Source organism: Leptospira noumeaensis (assembly GCF_004770765.1).
Taxonomy (GTDB): domain Bacteria; phylum Spirochaetota; class Leptospiria; order Leptospirales; family Leptospiraceae; genus Leptospira_A; species Leptospira_A noumeaensis.
In genome coordinates this window covers 930930-950985 of sequence record NZ_RQFK01000026.1, presented here as the reverse complement: position 1 = coordinate 950985, position 20056 = coordinate 930930, and the positions used below count along the sequence as shown (strand labels likewise).

At 39.3% G+C, this 20056-nt stretch carries 18 protein-coding genes and 1 tRNA gene; 11 read left to right on the top strand and 8 right to left on the bottom strand.

The window, feature by feature from the left end; translation table 11 throughout:
- Positions 1-4: 4 nt before the first annotated feature.
- The 6 genes from EHQ24_RS12705 to EHQ24_RS12680 all read right to left on the bottom strand — a co-directional run bounded on the left by EHQ24_RS12705 (position 5) and on the right by EHQ24_RS12680 (position 8562).
- On the bottom strand, positions 5-1057 hold the full coding sequence (locus tag EHQ24_RS12705; protein WP_135601965.1) for an OmpA family protein: 1053 nt from the start codon (positions 1055-1057) through the stop codon (positions 5-7).
- 61 nt (positions 1058-1118) lie between these two features.
- Complete coding sequence (locus EHQ24_RS12700; protein ID WP_135601964.1) at positions 1119-2615, bottom strand: sigma 54-interacting transcriptional regulator; 1497 nt, start codon at positions 2613-2615, stop codon at positions 1119-1121.
- A 4-nt stretch (positions 2616-2619) separates the two neighbouring features.
- Entirely contained in the window at positions 2620-3747 is a 1128-nt protein-coding gene (gene prfB / locus EHQ24_RS12695) for a peptide chain release factor 2 (RefSeq protein ID WP_135601963.1), read from the bottom strand.
- A gap of 24 nt (positions 3748-3771) precedes the next feature.
- Complete coding sequence (locus EHQ24_RS12690) at positions 3772-4611, bottom strand: hypothetical protein (protein ID WP_135601962.1); 840 nt, start codon at positions 4609-4611, stop codon at positions 3772-3774.
- On the bottom strand, positions 4611-5888 hold the full coding sequence (gene purD, locus EHQ24_RS12685; protein WP_135601961.1) for a phosphoribosylamine--glycine ligase: 1278 nt from the start codon (positions 5886-5888) through the stop codon (positions 4611-4613). Before purD ends, EHQ24_RS12690 begins: the two co-directional genes overlap by 1 nt.
- Positions 5878-8562 carry a valine--tRNA ligase gene (locus EHQ24_RS12680; protein WP_135601960.1) on the bottom strand — a complete coding sequence of 895 codons (2685 nt, stop codon included), beginning with the start codon at positions 8560-8562 and terminating at the stop codon, positions 5878-5880. The genes purD and EHQ24_RS12680 overlap by 11 nt, the downstream gene beginning before the upstream one ends.
- A gap of 116 nt (positions 8563-8678) precedes the next feature.
- Between EHQ24_RS12680 and EHQ24_RS19245 the strand changes: the two genes are divergently transcribed.
- From EHQ24_RS19245 to EHQ24_RS12660, 5 genes are all read left to right on the top strand, one after another.
- Complete coding sequence (locus EHQ24_RS19245; RefSeq protein WP_002972862.1) at positions 8679-8828, top strand: hypothetical protein; 150 nt, start codon at positions 8679-8681, stop codon at positions 8826-8828.
- A 31-nt stretch (positions 8829-8859) separates the two neighbouring features.
- Positions 8860-9306, top strand: a complete 447-nt coding sequence (locus EHQ24_RS12675; protein ID WP_135601959.1) for a thioredoxin family protein — start codon at positions 8860-8862, stop codon at positions 9304-9306.
- 30 nt (positions 9307-9336) lie between these two features.
- A complete protein-coding gene (locus EHQ24_RS12670) occupies positions 9337-9921 on the top strand; it encodes a hypothetical protein (protein ID WP_135601958.1) in 585 nt (194 codons plus the stop codon).
- Between the two features lie 120 nt (positions 9922-10041).
- Entirely contained in the window at positions 10042-11472 is a 1431-nt protein-coding gene (locus tag EHQ24_RS12665) for a flavin-containing monooxygenase (RefSeq protein WP_135601957.1), read from the top strand.
- Positions 11417-12196, top strand: a complete 780-nt coding sequence (locus tag EHQ24_RS12660) for a M23 family metallopeptidase (protein WP_135601956.1) — start codon at positions 11417-11419, stop codon at positions 12194-12196. Before EHQ24_RS12665 ends, EHQ24_RS12660 begins: the two co-directional genes overlap by 56 nt.
- 32 nt (positions 12197-12228) lie before the next feature.
- Here EHQ24_RS12660 and EHQ24_RS12655 read toward each other — a convergent pair whose 3' ends face one another.
- Positions 12229-12540, bottom strand: coding sequence for a hypothetical protein (locus EHQ24_RS12655; protein ID WP_135601955.1), 312 nt, complete (start codon positions 12538-12540; stop codon positions 12229-12231).
- 79 nt (positions 12541-12619) lie between these two features.
- Positions 12620-14212 (bottom strand): sodium:solute symporter family protein, encoded by a 1593-nt coding sequence (locus EHQ24_RS12650; protein ID WP_135601954.1) that lies wholly within the window; start codon positions 14210-14212, stop codon positions 12620-12622.
- A gap of 979 nt (positions 14213-15191) precedes the next feature.
- Here EHQ24_RS12650 and EHQ24_RS12645 point away from each other — a divergent pair.
- From EHQ24_RS12645 to EHQ24_RS12620, 6 genes are all read left to right on the top strand, one after another.
- Positions 15192-16364, top strand: coding sequence for an ACP S-malonyltransferase (locus EHQ24_RS12645; RefSeq protein ID WP_135601953.1), 1173 nt, complete (start codon positions 15192-15194; stop codon positions 16362-16364).
- The gene (locus EHQ24_RS12640) at positions 16364-17320 is read left to right on the top strand and encodes a WYL domain-containing protein (RefSeq protein ID WP_135601952.1); all 957 of its coding nucleotides are present in this window, start codon (positions 16364-16366) and stop codon (positions 17318-17320) included. Before EHQ24_RS12645 ends, EHQ24_RS12640 begins: the two co-directional genes overlap by 1 nt.
- A gap of 10 nt (positions 17321-17330) precedes the next feature.
- Positions 17331-18242, top strand: a complete 912-nt coding sequence (locus tag EHQ24_RS12635; protein ID WP_135601951.1) for a 4-(cytidine 5'-diphospho)-2-C-methyl-D-erythritol kinase — start codon at positions 17331-17333, stop codon at positions 18240-18242.
- Between the two features lie 4 nt (positions 18243-18246).
- Positions 18247-18322 (top strand) — tRNA-Gln (locus EHQ24_RS12630).
- 27 nt (positions 18323-18349) lie between these two features.
- A complete protein-coding gene (locus tag EHQ24_RS12625) occupies positions 18350-19111 on the top strand; it encodes a sugar phosphate nucleotidyltransferase (protein ID WP_135601950.1) in 762 nt (253 codons plus the stop codon).
- Positions 19108-20049 (top strand): ribose-phosphate pyrophosphokinase, encoded by a 942-nt coding sequence (locus EHQ24_RS12620; protein WP_004784340.1) that lies wholly within the window; start codon positions 19108-19110, stop codon positions 20047-20049. The genes EHQ24_RS12625 and EHQ24_RS12620 overlap by 4 nt, the downstream gene beginning before the upstream one ends.
- The last annotated feature ends 7 nt before the right edge of the window (positions 20050-20056 follow it).

Here is a 20056-nt window from a genome sequence, read left to right as displayed (position 1 = left end):
GTAACTATTCTTTAACAGATAAAACTGTAAAATCCACCCGTCTATTTTTGATTCGACCAGCTTCTGTAGAATTAGATTCTATTTCTGCTGTTTCACCAAACCCACGATAGTCGAGTTGTGTCGCGCTGACACCATTTTTTACTAGTTCATCAAAGATAAATTTCGCACGTTCATCAGATAAAATTTTATTTTCATCCATTTCACCAATAAAACAAGTATGGCCTTTCACTCGAATCCGAACACCTGGATATGCTTTTAATGCTTCTGCTAGAGTTGCAATTTTATCATTCGCACTATCTTCTGTTTGCATACTTTGTTTGATAAAACGAATTTGTAAATCATTGATATAACGGATGGCCGAAGCTCTGGATTCAAACCGGCTAGATACCTTACCTTGCGATAATTCCACTCGTTCCAAAGATCGTGATCCTGTTGATTCCGAAGAAACATTTGTTTCTTGGTTTATGTTTTCTGAGGATTTCGAACTTCGATTGCAACTACGGATTCCAAAAATGATGAGAACTATAAAAAATACGAATATCAAACTGAGTAAAATAATTCTTCCAAGTCGATTTTGTTTTGGTGTGATTTGAAATTTATTTAGAGCAACTAGTTCATTGTATTCAGGTGTAGGAGCTATTTCGTCATGAGATGTTTCACCAAACTCATAACTGTCGGTATAAGGTGTGAATCCTTCCACCGAAGACTTAGAAGAACGAGCAGAACTTCGTTTTGTAGTAGTTTCTTTTTTTGCAGAAGCCTTAGTTGAAGATTTTTTCTTTGCAGCAGGAACAGAAATTTTTGCTGCCCACTTACGAATTTCCGAACGAAGGTATTCATCAGCTTCAGGGCTAAACTTAAAATTGTCTCGAATGTATTTTACAGTCCGTTTTTCTACATCTGTATAATCACCGCCATCTTTAATGGCATCAAATAAGGTCTTGGCGACGTTTTTACCAATGGGAGCTTTGCTACGTTTGGTGGCTTTTTCAGCAATTTCTAACAATTCATTATCATATTGTTTACCACTGATGGTACGGTAATAACTATCTGCCACGTGAAAGCTCCTTAGTAATCATATCGACAGATGAGGCCAATCTATCCATTCTTTTCTGACTTTAGGTGTTGAATCCGTCCAGAAATTGGTTATTTTTGATCTTATATTGCAAAGAACCTCGGCTAATTCCTAGAAGTTTGGCTGCCTCTTCTTGAGTGGAAACTCGTTGGAAGGCCTCTTTAATCCAAATTGCCTCCAATCGTTCAATGGCGATATTGAGAGATAAATTTTCCGAAGGAGAAAGAATCTCTGTACCAACACCAAAACTCTGAACCTTTGTTGGAACCTCAGTGTCACGTTTCCCATCTTGCGAAAAGGAATGAGGTTCTAGTACCGTTTCTGGCGGGACAAGCACAGCATATTGAATGACACTTTGTAATTGTCTTACATTTCCACTCCAGGGCATACCCGTGAGAGCTCTTAAAGCATCTGTCGAAAACGTTTTGTTTCTTCCATATTGTTTGTTGTATTGATATAAAAAGTGATGTGCGAGAAGTGGGACATCCCCTCTTCGTTCGCGTAACGGTGAGACACGTAACGGAACTTCTGCTAGGCGATAATACAAATCCATCGAAAAAGTTTCTTTCTGAATATCTTCTAATAAATCTCTTTTGCTACCTGTAAAAATTCTGATATTTAAAACTTCGTCCTTCTTTTTGGCAGAAGGATTTGGCATTGTTTTATCCCTTAAGGTATGAAATAATCTTGTTTGTAAATTTGATGGTAAATCGCCAATAGATTCAATGTATAATGATCCACCGTTGGCTTGTTCCAACTTTCCTGGATTGAATATTTTTCCACTTTGAGCACCGAAAAGTTCTGCTTCTAATAATTCATAACTAAGACCAGAACAATCAACAGTAAAAAATGGGCCGTTCTTTCTTTGGGAGATATAATGTAAGGCCTTAGCGATTAAATTTTTTCCAGCACCTTCCTCGCCAATGATCATCACCGATGTATCAGAAGGGCCCACTTGCCGAATTCTATGTTTTAAAAATAAAATACTAGGATCATAACCAAGAATTTCTTCAACTGGATCTTCTTCTCGTTTGGATTTTTCAAAAGCTTCTTTAGCAATTCGTTCTTCTAAAATAACAATTGTTAACTGAGATGCAAATAATGTGGCCTGGTTGATAATGTCAGGTGAGAAAAAATTTACCTTATCCGATTCTAAGTTCAAAACTCCAATGGTGGAATCTCTTGTAACAAGAGGAATAGCAAGTTCAGAACGAACGGTTTCGATGAGTTTTACATAGTCTTTATCTAAAGTTACATCAGGAACGTAAATAATTTCTCTGGTGGAGGCAGCGCGACCAGTCACACCCAAGTTAAATGGAAGTTTGGCGGCGATTTTCTTTTCCCAATCCATCCCTTTGGCAGCCACAATGGTGAGGACTTTTTCTTCCTGATCCATAATTGAAATACTACCGGTAGAAGCTCCAAACAAAGTTAGAGTCATGTCCAAAATGAAATTCAATCGATCCGTAATATTCGGAAGTTGTTGAATTTCTTTTTGGATTTTCCTTAAAGTACCGGAAATATCCTGTTTTACAGACATTTGGTTATACTTTCGCGTTTGCCTTTTGGTTTGTCAGGTATTTTAAATAAGCAATGATAAAATCTTCCAAGTCTCCATCCATCACGGCATGAACGTTTCCTGTTTCAAAATCAGTTCTATGGTCTTTTACTAAATTGTATGGATGAAACACATAACTTCGAATTTGTGATCCCCAAGAGATATCACGTTTTTCACCGGCTTTTTTAGCGTTTTCTTCTTCGGCTTTTTGTTTTTCCATTTCATACAAACGAGCACGAAGCATCTTCATCGCAGTATCACGGTTTTTGATTTGGGATCTTTCCATCTGACAAGAAACGACAACTCCTGTAGGGATATGTGTAATTCGCACAGCAGAGTCTGTTGTGTTTACGTGTTGTCCCCCAGCACCAGAAGAGCGATACACATCCACACGAAGGTCTTTTTCTTCGATGTTCACTTGGATGTCATCATCGACTTCCGGCGTTACATAAACTGAAGCAAAGGAAGTATGTCTTCTTTTATTGGAATCAAAAGGAGAGATACGAACCAAACGGTGTACACCGGATTCACATTTTAAATAACCAAAAGGATGATCCCCTTGGATGTAGAGTGTAGCATTCTTGATGCCTGCAGTTTCTCCCGGTTGGTAATCCACAAGTTCCGCACGATACCCTTTTTGTTCACAAAACCTTGTGTACATTCGCAGTAACATATCAGCCCAGTCTTGAGATTCGGTACCACCGGCACCGGGATGGATATTGATAAAAGCTGCTTTGCCATCATCTTTACCGGCAAGTGCATCTAAGATTTGCAAGTTTTCAAACGTCTCAAACATTCGATCAAAATCATCGTTTAAAGATTTTAATCCCGCCTCACCCATTTCTTCGGATGTAAGTTCAATCAAATCAGGAAAATCAATCAGTTCCTTTTTTAAATCCAACCAAGGATCTAACTTTAGTTGTAACTCGTTTCGTTTTTGAGTGATTGTTTTTGCTTGGTCAGGTGAATCCCATATTTTTGGATCGTTTGCTTTTTCAATGAGTGAGGATAAACGGTCGTAGTCTTCCTGAAAATTTTGCGCTGTCCAATAGGTTTGGAAAGTCTCAATCATTTCTGATGTTTGTTTTTTTAATTCTTTTAGTGATCTATCCATAATGCGTAAATCCGAAGTGGAAGTTTAAAATAGAGAATCTTTACGAAGTCGTTCCACTTCCCATTGGAATATGGTTTCTCTGAGTTGTGGAGTGTTTCCTTCCACAGTTCCTACAAGAGAGTAACTTGATTCTTTTCCGTATGTATCAGGTAAACGTTTGAGTATGAATTTACCTGACTTAATGAGTTCAATGACATGGAGTAAAAAAGGATCTTTTTCTTTTCTACTCATCTCTTCCATAGAATAATAAAAAGTAGAAAGACCTTTATAAAACCAATCGATGTATTCGTTTTTGCCGCGTGGCCAAATTTGTTCCAAACGAATTTCTGATTCTTGGACAAGCGATTTACCAAGAAAAGGTTTTTGCAAAACACGACACTGGGAATAAATTTCAAAATTTAAATCTCGGTCTCCACCCTTTTCAAAATCCACACCGATCCAACGAATCCAAGATTTTTTTTCTTTGATGGATAAGGCTGGAATCAGTGCAAACAAATAACCTTGGTCTTTGAATATCCTTTCATGAGCCAAATGTTCCAAAATTTCCATCGGAATCATATAATGGCCCTTTGACCATTCAATCACATAAGGAATGGATTCCAATTGCAGGTATTCTGGTGGAGTTTCCGAACGAATGATATCACCAAATTGAGTGAGGATAAAAATAAAAGATAACAACTCCTGACGGCTGAGTCCCGAAAGCACACTAACAGATCCACTCAAGTTTTGCAAAGCACGGCGAATCATCAAATGTTGTTGGAGTTGGGTTTGGTTCTCGGACAAAATGATCCCTAGATGTTTTTCAAAATTGCGAAGGTTGGTACGTTCACAAATTTTAAAATTTCCAGAGATACTAAATGGCATTAGAGAGCGCGCCGTCCTATATCTTTTCTATAAAACGTATCAGGTGCTTTGATTTTTGTTAAAAACGCATAACAATCATTAATTGCATCTTTTAAGGAACTTCCAAAGGAAGTGATTCCAAGAATTCGCCCACCATTTGCCGAAACTTGGCTTTCTTGGCGTTTGGTTCCTGCATGGTAGACCACCACATTTCCCTCGTTAGATGGAATCTCCAAAAGCATTCCTTTCTGCGGAGAATCGGGATACCCTTTGGCAGCAAGTACGACAACTGCCGATGATCCCTCTTTTAATTTTAGATTTCTCTCAGGGAGATTGCCCATTGCCGATGCATAAAAAATCGGTAAAATATCTTCATCTAACAAACGCAGCACACACTGGGTTTCTGGATCTCCAAACCGACAGTTAAATTCCACTACATTTGGATTTCCTTCTTTGGTAATCATAAGACCAACATAAAGAAGCCCTTTGTAAGGATGGCCGGCCGAATTAAATTCAGCTAACATTGGCTCGATGACTTGTTCCTTAACTTTTGTAAGTACCGTATCCGTAACAATCGGTGCTGGCGCATACGCACCCATTCCGCCAGTGTTTGGCCCGATGTCTCCATCATAAGCACGTTTGTGGTCTTGAGCTGCAGGAAGGCACATATACCTTTCCCCGTCTGTGATGACAAAAAGTGATGCTTCTTCTCCTTCTAAAAAGGATTCCAAAACTACCTTGTTACCACTTTCCCCAAACTTTGATTCTAAAAAGATTTCATCTAATGCTTGTTTCACCTCTTTCATTTCGAAAGCAACTGTGACACCCTTTCCAGCAGCAAGGCCATCTGCTTTGACAACCAAAGGTAAAATTTCTTTTTGGGCATAACTCCAAGCCGATTCATGATCCGTAAATACAGCAAAAGAAGCCGTAGGAACTTTGGCTCGTTTCATCATTTCTTTGGCAAAATGTTTGCTACCTTCCACTTGGGCACAATAAGCAGAAGGTCCAAAACAAGGGATACCTATTTCAGCACACCAATCAGAAAGTCCGTTAACTAGCGGATCTTCTGGGCCAACCACAACCAGGTTTGTTCCAGAAGATTTTATATAATCAAAAAACTTTGATTTATCGGTGATGGATATATGATTTGCATCCAATAATAAATCTTTTGAGAAACCACCGTTCCCCGGAAATACTTTCAGAGATTCCAATGATTTTGATTTAGAGATAGCATCCGCTAACGCATGTTCTCTTCCGCCACTTCCAATGAGTAAAACTTTAAATTTATGATCCAATTTTTTCTAAAGCCCTTACCGTACTATCTAGTTTCTCTTTCCAAGTATTATACTTTTCTCTTTCTTTTTCTACCACATCAGGTTTTGCTTTTTCTAAGAAAGATGGATTGTTGATTTTATTTTCCAACTTTTCCATTTCCAATTGGATTTGTTTTTTCTCTTTTTCCAGTCGTTGTTTTTCTTTTTCAAAATCAAAAATACCTTCCAAAGGAAGAAAAATTTCTCCGATGGAAAAAGCACCTACGGAATCTGTATTTTTTGCCTCATAAGAATCTAAAAATTCCAAACTTTCTGCTTTGGAAAGTTGGAGGATGGATTTGATTTCTCTTTCCATCATTTCTTTTAATTCTTTATGGCTACACTTGATGATGACCTTACATTTTTTCTCAGGTTTGACTCCGAGTTCTGCACGCATGTTTCGAATCTTTGTGATGATCTCACGTACGAGCTCCATTCGAACCACAGCCGGTGCGGAATCAGAAACTCCATACGGTTTTGGAAATTCTGTTTTCGCAAGTTCTGTCTGTTCTAGTAATGAATGAATTTCTTCTGTGATAAAAGGCATAAACGGATGTAATAGTCCGAGTGATTTTTTCAAAACACTAACAAGAACAAGGCGAGCTTTCTCTTGCGATTCTGGTGTTACGTTGCCATAAACACGAGCTTTGGTTAATTCCAAATACCAATCGCAGAAAGATCCCCAAACAAAATCATACACAGCATTTGCCATTTCGAAAAAGAGATAACCGGCGTAGGCTTTTTCATACTTACTAAGCATCCGATCAAACTCATTCAAAATCCAAAGGTCAGTGTCTTCTAAAGAATTGAGTTCTGGTTCTTTGGTTGTGAACTCTTCCGGTAAGTTCATAAAAATAAACCGGCTTGAGTTCCAAATTTTATTACAAAAAGACCTGTATCCGTCTAACCGTGATTCGTCGAAAAGAATGTCCTTTCCTTCCGGCAAAACAGCTGCGAGAAAAAATCGAAACGAATCGGTTCCGTATTTAGTCATCATATCCAAAGGATCTACTACGTTTCCAAGGGACTTACTAAACTTCTTACCATCTTTATCACGAACAAGGCCATGGATGAGAACCTTATGGAAAGGAACATCTCCCATAAATTTAAGACCGTTCATAATCATCCGAGCGACCCAGAAGAAGATGATATCAAATCCAGTCACCAGCACAGAAGTAGGATAGTATTGTTTGAGTTCGGTTGAATTTTCAGGCCAACCAAATACAGTAAAAGGCCAAAGTCCTGAAGAGAACCAAGTGTCCAAAACATCTTCATCTTGTTTGATGGTTTCTTTGGTTACTGAAATTCCTTTTTTAGAAAATAGAGATACCGCTTCCTCGACGGATTCAGCGACCACCATCTCACCGTTTGGTGCATAATAAGCAGGAATTCTGTGACCCCACCAAAGTTGGCGAGAAATACACCAATCGCGAATATTTTCCATCCACTCAAAGTATGTTTTTTCCCACATCTTTGGTTGGAATTGAACCTTTCCAGATTTCACCACTTCAATAGCAGGTTTTGCAAGAGATTCAATTTTTACAAACCACTGAGTCGATAACAACGGTTCGATGACCGCTCCCCCTCTTTGGTTGTGTCCCACACTATGGATATGAGTTTCTATTTTTTCAATATAACCATTCGTTTCGAGTTCTTCCACAACTCGTTTGCGAGCTTCGAACCGGTCGAGTCCATTGTATTTACCTGTATGTTCGTTTAAAGTTCCATCCAAGTTCATAATGTTGAGTGGAGTGAGTTTCAAACGAAGGCCCGCTTCATAGTCATTGATGTCATGGGCCGGAGTGATTTTCACAAGCCCTGATCCAAATTCTTTATCTACAAAGGAATCAAACAAAACGGGAATCTCTTTTCCCGCAATTGGTAAAAATACAAATTTATCTTTTAGATTAGTATAACGCGCGTCATCTGGATGAGCACAAACAGCCACGTCACCAAACATCGTTTCGGGTCTTGTTGTTGCCACAACAATGTATTCCCCTTTGTTAAGAGTTTTTGGATCTTTCGATTTAAATTCGGCTTTAGGATATTTGATATGATAGAGTTTGCCTTGTTTTTCTTTATACTCGACTTCAATGTCAGAGATGGCAGTTTTCGTAACCGGGCACCAGTTGATGATTCGTTCGCCACGGTAAATCAGTCCTTCATCATACAAACTACGGAATACTTTGATGACTGCTTTGGAAAGTCCTTCATCAAAGGTAAATCTCTCACGTGACCAATCAACTGATTCACCGAGTAACCGTTGTTGTTTGGCGATCATTCCACCAGAATGCGCCTTCCATTCCCAAACTTTTTCGATAAACCCTTCACGAGTAAAATCAGTTCTAGACTTTCCTTCTTTTCCTAACTCACGTTCCACAACCACTTGTGTGGCAATCCCAGCGTGGTCCATTCCAGGAACCCAAACTACATTTTTACCTTTTTTACGTTCGATACGAATGATGATGTCTTGGATGGTATGATTGAGTGCATGTCCAATGTGTAAATTCCCTGTTACGTTTGGCGGAGGGATGACGATCGAAAATGTTTCTTTGCGAGAAGAGTCAGGAGCAAAGGTTTTTTTTTCTTCCCAAGTTTTTATCCATTTGGGCTCTACAGATTCGGGATCGTAACGGTCAGGTAGCTGTGATTTCATAGGGTCTTTGGATTTCTTGCACTTTACTATGTTTCGTAAAGAGTTTAGGGGTCAAGGATGAAACAGCAACCAAGGTTCGCATTGACAGAAAGGAGAGGCAAAAGAATCTGGTTGGCATGAACGCAAAAACAGCAAAAATCCTCGGCAAATATGCAACCTTCAAAGGTGTTTCAGAAAAACAATTGAAACGCGATTGGTTGTCTCTTTCCCATATCGATAAAGATAAAAAAAGACAAGAAATCCTAAAAGAAATCGCTAAGAAATAAGATACGCGGAAGGATCCTTCCGCTTTTTTCTATGGAATACAGATTCCGAATTTTATTCTCTCTCCTGATTTTTGGAACTTCCCTCTCTGCTTTCTCTTACTGCTCCAAACAAAGTGACATAATACTTTCCAATTACGAAGAAAGTTTGGTTTTGGCAAAAAAATCGAACCGGAAACTCATCGTTGTTTTTGGTGCTGATTGGTGTCCCGACTGTAGAGCATTAGATGGGATCTTTAATGAACCGGAACCAAAAACTCTACTCAAAGAAAATTTTATCATCTTCAAAGTTGATGTGGGTCGTTTCGACAAAAACTTAAGTCTAAATGATAAACTTGGGAACCCCATTCAAAATGGAATCCCTGCTTTGGTTGTTGTAAAGCCAGATGGAAATATTCTCACCTCCACAAAGGGAGGAGAATTCTCTAACGCGAGTAAGATGACAAAAGAACAAGTTTTAGAATATTTATATCGCCTTTAGGAGAAGGTTGTTAAGGCAACCTACATGTTTATGAACCAATTCCAAATCATTAGAAAGAAGGTTGTTTTGAACTTTAAATCATTCTCCATTTACAGAAATTCCATTCATTATCTAATCCTTCTTCCCATACTCATTTTAAACTTATCGCTTTTTGCAGAAGAACCTACCGCTCCCACACCTACCTTAGTGGTTGGAAATTCCCTTCCAGAAATCAATTATACAAACCAGTGGGAAGAACCGAGTCCACTTCCAGCAGAAACCACAAAGGTAATTTTTATTTCCGATATGGATGCTAGTAAAATCATCCATCCTATTTTGGAAAAAGAAGGAAAAGGATATTTGGAAGGAAAACAAGCAGTGCTTATTTCGGATATCCACAAAATGCCAAGCCTTATCACAAAGTTTGTGGCTTTACCAAAAATGAAATCTTATCCGTATACTCTTCGTTTGGTGAGAGAAGAAAAATTGGCAGATCCGTATCCTAGAACCAAAGGATCTCTGACTCTCATCCAACTAAAAGCGGGTAAAATTACCAAAATCCAAATATCGAATTTGGAATCTGAAATTCGTTCCTTCTTGGAAACCCAAGAGAAACCCTCTAAACCCAATCGTTAAACATTGAATATGTGTCAAAATGACGATTTTTTTCCTTAGAAATGTAAAATCTTCTTGATAACATCGTTCTCTATTCGCAAAATCTCTCCCTAGTCTATCTTTAGTTTTGAGAGAAATACTATGGCACTTCCCAAAGTTTGTGTAATTGGCGCCGGATCTTCCGGTATCACAGTCATTAAATCATTAAAGGAAAACGGAATCCCTTTTGATTGTTATGAAAAAGGAAGTGATGTGGGTGGGAATTGGCGTTATAAAAACGACAATGGTCTCAGTAACATTTACAAATCCCTCCATATCAACACACACCGAGATCGTATGGAATACCGCGATTATCCCATGCCGACAAATTATGCGGATTATCCAAACCATGAACCCATTCAAAATTATTTTTTATCCTATGTAGATCACTTTGGACTTCGTAAACACATCCAATTCAAAAATGGAGTGAAAAAAGCAGAACGCACTGAAGATGGAATTTGGAAAATCACTCCAGAAAAAGGTCCCATTAAATACTATGACGCGTTAGTTGTCGCTAACGGACACCATTGGAATGAACGTTGGCCAGATCCTGCTTTCCCTGGAAAATTTTCTGGTCAAACCATACACTCGCATTCCTACGTTGACCCCAAAACACCCGTTAACTGTGAAGGAAAAAACGTCGTCGTCCTTGGGATGGGAAACAGTGCCATGGATATCTCTGTAGAACTATCGAGACCCGGCGTTGCTAAAAAAGTTTTTTTATCAGCAAGGCGTGGTGCTTATGTCATTCCTAACTATTTATTTGGAAAACCTTTAGATAAATTAACAGAATACACACCTCATTGGGTTCCCTTTTTTATCCAACAAACACTCGCTCACCTGTTGATTCGATTTGGTGTTGGAAAAATGGAAGACTTTGGTTTGCCAAAACCAGATCATAAATTTGGTTCTGCTCATCCTACCATCTCACAAGATTTACTCGTAAGGCTTGGTCGAGGAGATATCAAACCAAAACCAGTGATCACAGAACTCAAAGGTAAAAAAATTGCCTTTGCTGATGGAACAGAAGAAGATGCAGATGTTCTCATTTATTGCACGGGATACAATATCAAGTTTCCATTCTTTGATGAAGACTTTTTAGCAGCACCTAACAATTACATTCCACTATTCTACAAAATGATCAAACCAGGTGTTAACGATTTATTTTTTGTGGGCCTTATGCAACCGTTAGGTGCCATTATGCCACTGGCGGAATGCCAAGGGAAGTGGATCGCACAATACCTTACTGGAAATTATGTTTTACCTTCTAAAGAAGATATGGAAAAATCTATAAAACGTGACCAAGAAAAAATGAAAAAAAGGTATGTGAGTAGCACTCGTCACACCATCCAAGTGGACTACGATTCCTTCCTATATGAGATGAAAGAAGAAATGGCATCTGGTAAAAAAAGATCCGCAAAACTCGGAAACCATTTGCCAATCGAAGCACGAGCGGAATTCCTTTCGGAAAGACGTCATGTTTCTTCTAAATCATCGAGACCTTCCCCTCAAAAATTGGTTCGTAACAAATAACCAAGTTTTTCTTTTTTTCTTCACAACCTGCCTATCGGTATTCGGGACAGGTTGTGCCTCCAAAGGTTACTCCTACCAAGGAAACCCACTCTTCGGATGGATGGAATCATCGGGCGAAGTTCGCACCACAGACCCCTACCCCATTTTAAAACGTTATCCTTCTTTCCAAGCCACCGATTTTGAATTTCCTGTGGGTGGTAAGTACGCAGAAGGATATTATTTAGCCCAAAAATTTGGAGCTGAAAATGGAAAATTTGGTGGTAGAAAACATTTAGGCGAAGATTGGAATGCGATGACTGGTGGTGATAGCGATTATGCGGCCCCAGTATATACGTTTGGAAACGGAGTGGTTTCTGAAATTGCCGATTATGGTGGTGGTTGGGGAAAGGTAGTTCGGATTGTTCACTATCATAATGTAGGGAATGGAGACTTTTGGTATTTGGAATCTGTTTATGCCCATCTCCATACCATTGATGTAGAACCTGGACAATTGGTGAAAAAAACAGAATGGATTGGAACCATTGGTGATGCTGGTGGAAGTTATCCGGCGCATTTACATTTTGAACTTCGTTCGGTCATTGGTGCACCGTTAGGTGGAGGGTATGGACTAAAAACAGAAGGATTTTTGCCACCAACACGGTGGCTTATGCAATACGGGCCAAAAGAGAAGGCCTTTACGGAAGAAAGTTTTCAGTTTTTGATGGAAAAGGGCGGCACCCTTTAACTCAAACTTGTATCGTTTAAAAAATATGAGTATTAGTAACTGCTAATAAAACCTAACACTTCGTCTTCTTTTTCAGCATTTGTGTCATAAAAATTACAATGAATTTCATAGAGAGGTTCACTCCCTATCTTTTCACTCTTTAAAGTTTTCACAAGGAAATCAACAGATCCTGTCATCGATATCATTTTTAAGGATATTTTTAATATCGAAGGCACTTCAATGTCATAAGGATGGTAAAACATGATTCCCCTCGCGCTGATGTGTTTTTTAGAATCATAATCTTTTAGTTGTTCCAATTGAACTTCGAACGTCGCTGGAATTTCTGTATAATGATTTGGTTTCATGGTCTTCGTGTATATAGCAACAAACATAGGATAATTAAACTCTCATTCAATTACTATTTTATTACGTACGTATAAATCTTTATGCAAAAACGATATTAAATCCAGCAAGAAGGACAATGAGTCCAACTCCCCAGGCTAAAATTCGCGGATCCCAAAATGGATTGGAGTGATCCCGATCCGAATAAACCAGCCCATGTAAATCTTTATCTGGATCTGCTTTTTCGATCATACTGACAGTTACCATTGTTACAAAACAAAATAATCCAGAGACGATGGCCCCGTAAAAATTGGAAACCATATCTGATTTGTAATATATAATCCCGAATGAATACAATATAAAATGAAGGAGTCCACTTGATGTACCCATTAACATCCCATAGAAGGCACTCCAACCAGAAGCACGTTTCCAAAACATTCCGAGTAAAAAGATAGAAATCAGTGGAGCATTAAAAAAGGAAAATAACAACTGGATGTAGTTCATAATATTTTCAAATTGCATCGCGATATAAGAGGCAAAAATGGCAAATACCACGGCAATCATAGTACAGAGTTTTCCAATTTTTAAATAATCCTTATCTTCTCTGTTTGGATCGATGTATGTTTGGTAAATGTCATAAGTAAAAATTGTGTTCATTGCTGTGATGGAACTAGACATACCCGCCATAAAAGCAGCAAGTAAAGCGGTAGTCCCAAGACCGAGCATCCCAGAAGGATAAAAGTTCTTTAATAAGATTAAAAAACTTTTATTATACTCTCCATTCATTTCTTTTGAAAATTCTGTTAAGGCAATTAACCCAGGAATGACTGTTAGAAATGGTAAAAACAATTTGAACATAGCTCCAATGAGAGGAGTCCTTCTTGCGGCTCTATAATCTTTTGCAGCCATTGCTCTTTGCACTTCCGTAAACCCACAAGTCCAATAGGAAAAAGACAAAACAAAACCTAAACCAACGGTCACACTTAACAAATCCCAACCGAGTTCATTCTGTCCATTGGCGAGCCCCTGCCACATATGTTTGTGTGAATTGGGAATTTTTTGCATCAGACCATCCCAACCACCTAACTTTACTAAACCTACAATGACTAGGGGAAACAAACCAAGAACCGTTAGAAAAAATTGCATTACCTCTGTATAAATTGAAGAACTTAGTCCCCCAAAGTATGTATAAACCAAAACAATAAAGGCACTAAATAAAATGGATAGATGAGGGTTCCAACCAAACATCGTTTCGAACACCAAGGACAATGAATAAAGATAAATCCCCGATCCGAGTGCTAACGATAACAAGGTGATGGATGCATTCAAAAGATGGGCTGGTCGATTGAACCTAAAACGTAAGTATTCTGGTACACTTCTAATTTTTGATGAATAATAAAATGGCATCATAAAGATCCCAAGAAAAATCATTCCAGGAATCGCCCCCAAGTAGTAAAAATGGAAGGTTAAAAAACCGTATTCCGCACCACTGGCGCTCATTCCGAGTAGTTCCAAAGCGGAGATATTGGCTGAAATAAATGCAATTCCTGTGATCCAACTAGGTATTTTTCGACCCGCCAGAAGAAAATCACTAGAATGGTTCATGGATTTTTTAAGAAGTACCCCAATCAGAACCATAAACCCGACAAAAACAAATAGGATGGAATAATCGATAGGAGCAAGTGAGACAAACATACGCTCGCATAGGATGTGAAAATCCAACTTTGTAAAGAGGAAATCCCGAATCTCACCTATCGGAGATTATTTTCCTTCAAAATTTCCCAGACTGACCGACACTCATGGTAACTCTTTGCTCGAAAAAGACTTTCCGAATTATGTCACATTGCTAGATTCGGAACCACCAGGAGGATCTATGTTCTATCTTCTTTTAGCCCTTCTCCACGAAGACTATTCTTCCGGCAGAATCGATTTCCCAACTTATTTTGAGAATACAGTCCTCCTTGCCTTGGACCACGAACGCATTAAATCCAATCTCGAACAAAGTAAAGCCGCTTAATTTGGTAACTCGTGCGATTTGGAAAGCCGCTCACCTCGGTGAGGGACTTTCTTTCGATACTCCCTATCGTTCGAAACTAACTTAATTTCGTAAGTGGCTTTCCTTGGAAAGTCACTGGAAAAGGTAACTGACTTTCTTTTTTAACTCAACACAACCCAAGACAACCGCAAACAGTGAACCTGCCTTGCCACCACCCATTGCCTTATTCCGAATAAGCTAGAGAGAACAAGTTCGGTGGTAAAAATGAGTCTACCGAGTCCAAGGACTTTCTAAATCCAGTCACTTCCCAGATTCGGTCGTGCGGAAACTGAAGCCAGTTTTGGTTTCTAGTATCTTTGGAAATCCATTTTCCAAATCCAGATAGGTACAAAAGTAAAGTCACTTTCCCTTTACACCCAGTTTCCTTCTCCAACCACGCGAAAAAGTAACTCACTTACCTTTTTCACCCGCTTTCCTTCGCAACTAAAGATCCAATTTAACTCACCTTCCATCGATCCTAACGTTCGAATCCCCGTGACTTTCCCTCGAAATTCACTCTCCAACGCAATCAAATGCAAAAATCCACTCCCTTTCCTCGGTTCCTCCCTTGAATTTTCTCCTTGTTCTAGGAAGTCCGATCTGTACGGTAACAGAAAAATCATATCTCAGGAAGATTAAATGACATCGGCCAAACTCCTTACTGCCACCCTCCAAAATTCACAAAAATTTTTCCTTCAATTTGGAGGACAGGGTTCACCTTATCTAAAAGAACTCGTAAAATTATACGCAGAACCAGAACTCAAAGAATTTTTCGAAACAAGTTTCAAAACCATTGCTGAAATTGCTGCCCGTGATGGCAAAAGTCCGCTTCTCAATGAAGGATTTGATTTCAAGGCTTGGATTGAGAATCCAGACGCCGCGCCTTCTGAAGATTATCTAGCGCGCGCACCGATTTCTGTTCCGGGAATCTTTATGACACAAATTGCAAATTACGTTTTAGTTTCAAAACGTGGTTACCCAACAGCTGAACTCATCAAAGCAACTGGTGCTGTCAGTGGACATAGCCAAGGGGTCATTGCTTCTGCTCTTGTTGGTCTTGGAAAAGACGGAGCCGATTTTCTAACTGCATACTCTGATTTCTTAAAATTTGTTTTTTATCTTGGATTCAATGGTCAAAAAGTTTATCCTAACTTTGTTGTTCCAGAAGAAGTTGTGAAAGAAAACGAAGCCAACGGAGATAAAAATCCAGCACCAATGGTTGCAGTGATTGGTTATACAAAAGATGAATTAGAAGAAAGAGTTAAAAAAACAAATGATTCCCTTGGACTCAAAGGCCAAGACACAGTTTTTATTTCTCTCTACAACACTCCAGATTCTATGATTCTTTCTGCACTTCCTTCTTCCCTTCTTGCATTCCGTAAACAATGGAAAGCAGAAATGGACGAAAAGAAATTTAAGTTTGTGTATTTGAAAACAACTGCACCTTTCCATTGCCCATTTATGGAAACATCACTTGATAAATTCAATGCAGATGATGCATCTGTTGTTCCATTCCCTTATACTGGTGCTGATTTAAAAGTTCCTGTATACAGTATCTTTGATGGTCACAACCTTCAAAAAGATGGAAACCTTCGTGACATTCTTTTTAAAATGGTTCTCATTGAGCCACTTTACTGGGATTTGGCGATTGCTCCTATTTTTAATGACAGTGCCATCAACACAATCATTGACTTTGGACCAAGTGTTGTGAGCCAAAGATTAACTGGTGGACACTTAAAAGCCAAAAATATCGAAAAACAATCATTATGCGCTTCTAACGCAAAGGAATTAAAAGTAATTCTAGAAGCATAATGAATCCATCTACTGCTCGGGCTGCTTCCAAGTTAAATTTAATCCGCCTTCTGGCTTCACACCCAGAAGGACTTGGATTAGAGGAAATCCAAAGTGTAACGGGTCATAAATCAATCGCAGCTCTCAAAAAAGATTTGGGGGAGTTGTATATGATTGAGATGTATCCGTATTCTCCAACTGATGCAGTAGATTTAGATTTTGATGGGGAGAAAGTAAAAATCCGACTACCCATTGCCGTTGATTCTGCACTCCCACTTTCCCCAAAAGAATGGTCTCTCCTTCGTTCTTTGTTAGTCACCGATACAAAAACAGAAGACTCTAATGTTAAAAAATCAATTTTAAACAAAATTGATTCCGTTATCCCTTCAGGTGATTGGTCTCCTTACCAAAAAACAAAAGAAACCATCGTCGAAGCCATTAATTCTAAAAAAACACTAACAATTGTTTATTGGAAAAGAGATACTAAAGAAAAAGAAACTAGAACCTTGGCTCCTTGGTTATTGTGGGAAGAAAACGATTCCTATTTATTGGCTTATGATCTAAAAAAAGAAGGATTCAGGTCCTTTCGTTTGGATTATATTTTAGACCTAAACATTTCTGAGACAAAATACCCAACCTTACCCGAAACCGCGGGTGAGTTTCTCGAAGGATTCAAACAATTATTTGGTGCCGATTCGGAAAACAAAGAGAAAGCAAAACTTTGGATTACTGATGGAGCTTCCTATCATTTGGGAATGAAACTCACCCTATCCCCAACTGGTAACCAAAAACAAATCGGAGATACCACATACCGCGAATTCGAAACACAAATTCGAGATCAAAACTGGTTCATCCAAACGATTTTAGGCTACGGAACATCAGTTCTCGTTTCAGAACCAAAAGAAATCAAAACATCTATTTTGTTACACTTACAATCGTTAGCTCCTTCTAAACAAAACTTAAACTCGCTACCTTAGGATATTTTCCTTGAAATCCATTTCATTAGGAAAAATTAACATTGGTTTGTTTGTACCTTTCAAACGTGAAGATGGACTCCACGAAATTAGAAGTGTATTTGTTCCAATTAGTTTGGGAGATCCTATGGATGTGGAAATCAGTTCCCTTCCTAGCGGGTCAAACTCAGAGATCCACCTATCTTCCGAAAACCATCTAAAGGGATACCGTCACGCGAAGTTCGAAGAAGTTTCCGAAAGAGGAGATTTTAAGAGAAACATTCTCTACAAGGCCTTTCAAAAGTTAGTCACTTACCTTTCACACCCAGTTTCCGTCTCCATTCACTTGCAAAAGTATCTCCCTCCAGAAGGGGGAATTGGAGGCGGAAGTAGCAATGCGGGGACTTTGTTAAAGGAACTCTTTCCATTAACAAAACTTATCGAAGATGAACAAATTTCCCTGGCCAAGTCCATAGGGGCCGACGTTCCTTTTTTCCTACAATCCTCTCCTTGTTTTGTGAGTGGGATCGGTGAAGTGCTTGAACCCATCTCTGTAGCCAAAGGGACTGGGATTTTGGCCATTCCTCCCTTCGGACTTTCTACCGCATCTATGTACGCAGGCCTTCAAAAAAGTTTACAAAAACCCTATGGTTCCCAAGTATGGAAATCTCTGGCAGAGGATTTAATTCGAAATCTTCAAGTCGGGGATTGGGCATACCTGCAAAACAGGCTTGAGAACGAGTTTGAAAAAATAGCTTTTCAGACCCAACCCTTACTAAAGGAATTGAGATTAGGGTTTTTTGAGTCGGGAGCAGTCTATGCTTCTTTATCGGGTTCGGGTTCTTGCTTTTACGGCATTTATCCTTCAGATAGAGAAAGAGACGAAGCCCTTCGCATTGTCTCCAATCGATTTCCCGATATGGAATTTCGAACGTTCTCTTTTTAGAAACTGGCCTGTAGCCAAGCGGTAAGGCAGCGGTTTTTGGTATCGCCATTCCCTAGGTTCGAATCCTAGCAGGCCAGCCAGTTTTAAAAGATCCGATAGAACGAACGATGAACCTACATAATACTGTAACTGCTGTTATTTTGGCGGCGGGGAAAGGAACTCGAATGAAGAGTGAACTTCCCAAGGTTGCGGTTGTACTGAACGAATCTCCACTTTTACTCCACGTTCTTCGTAATATCGAATCCGCCGGCATCGAACGCAAAGTCGTCGTTGTCGGTTACCGCAAAGATATCGTTACCGATATCGCAAAATCATTTCCCGGTGTGGAATTTGCAGAACAAACAGAACAATTGGGAACAGGTCATGCTGTTCTTTCCGCTGAAACACAACTAGCACCTTACACAGGATATACGATTGTGGCTTGCGGAGATGCACCATTAATTTCTGCAAAATCATTTTCTGAACTTATAGAACTTCATAAATCCAATGGTTACTCGGCGACTGTTCTTTCTGCAAAGATGGAAAACCCAACAGGTTATGGTCGTATCATTCGTTCTGCTGATGACGGCAGTCTTTTGCGGATTGTAGAAGAAAAAGACGCAAGTCCTGAAGAGAAAATTGTGAACGAAGTGAACACAGGAACCTACTGTTTTAACACAGAAGATTTGTTTGGTGCTTTGAAACAAATTGGAAATAACAACGCGCAGAAAGAATATTACCTCACAGACGTGATTAAAATTTTTAGATCATTGGGAAAAAAAGTCGGAGCAAAAACTTTGGCAAATGCTTTAGAAAGCCATGGTATCAATTCTCCTGATGATTTGGCTCTCGCAAAACAATATATAGATAAAGGGTTGGTTGGAGTATGAATCCCAGCGAAGTAGTTGTATTTTCTGGAAATGCAAATAGACCTCTTGCCGAGGAAATCTGTAAACACCTGGGCATTCCGAACGGCCAAATCTCTGTAAAGAGATTCTCCGATGGAGAAAGTTCTGTAAAAATCGAAGAAAACGTTCGTGGCCGTGATGTGTTCGTGGTTCAATCCATCAGCTATCCAGCTAATGACAGTTTGATGGAACTTTTACTGATCATCGATGCGGCAAGAAGAGCTTCTGCTCGCCGTATCACCGCAGTCATTCCTTATTATGGTTACGGACGCCAAGATAGAAAAGTGGAACCACGAGTTCCTATCTCTGCACGTATGGTTGCCGATTTAATCGAAACTGTTGGTCCAGATCGTGTTCTCACTATGGACTTACACGCTGACCAAATCCAAGGATTCTTTCGTATTCCTGTAGACCATTTGTATTTCTCACCAGTCCTTGCTGAGTATATCAACTCACTGGGTATGGAAGACCTCGTGATTGTTTCTCCAGATTCTGGTGGAGCAGAACGAGCTCGTAACTTTGGTAAAAAAGTAAACGGATCACTTGCGATCATTGACAAACGTAGACCAAAAGCTAACGAGTCTGTGGTGATGCATGTCATTGGTGAAATCAAAGATAAAAACTGTTTATTACTCGATGATATGATTGATACAGGGGGAACCATTGCGAAAGCAGCCACTGCCCTGTACCAAAATGGAGCAAAATCGGTATTGTGTTGTGCATCTCACGGAGTTCTCTCCGGAGAAGCACCAATTAAATTGAATGAAGGCAACTTCAAACAAATCGTGCTCTCAAATTCTATCGCCATTCCGGAGACCAAAAAAATAAATCACTTGAAAACGCTCTCCATCGCCCCACTCTTTGCTAAAGCCATCGAGCGGATTCATAACGAAGAATCAATCTCTAGTCTGTTTTCATAACTTTAAG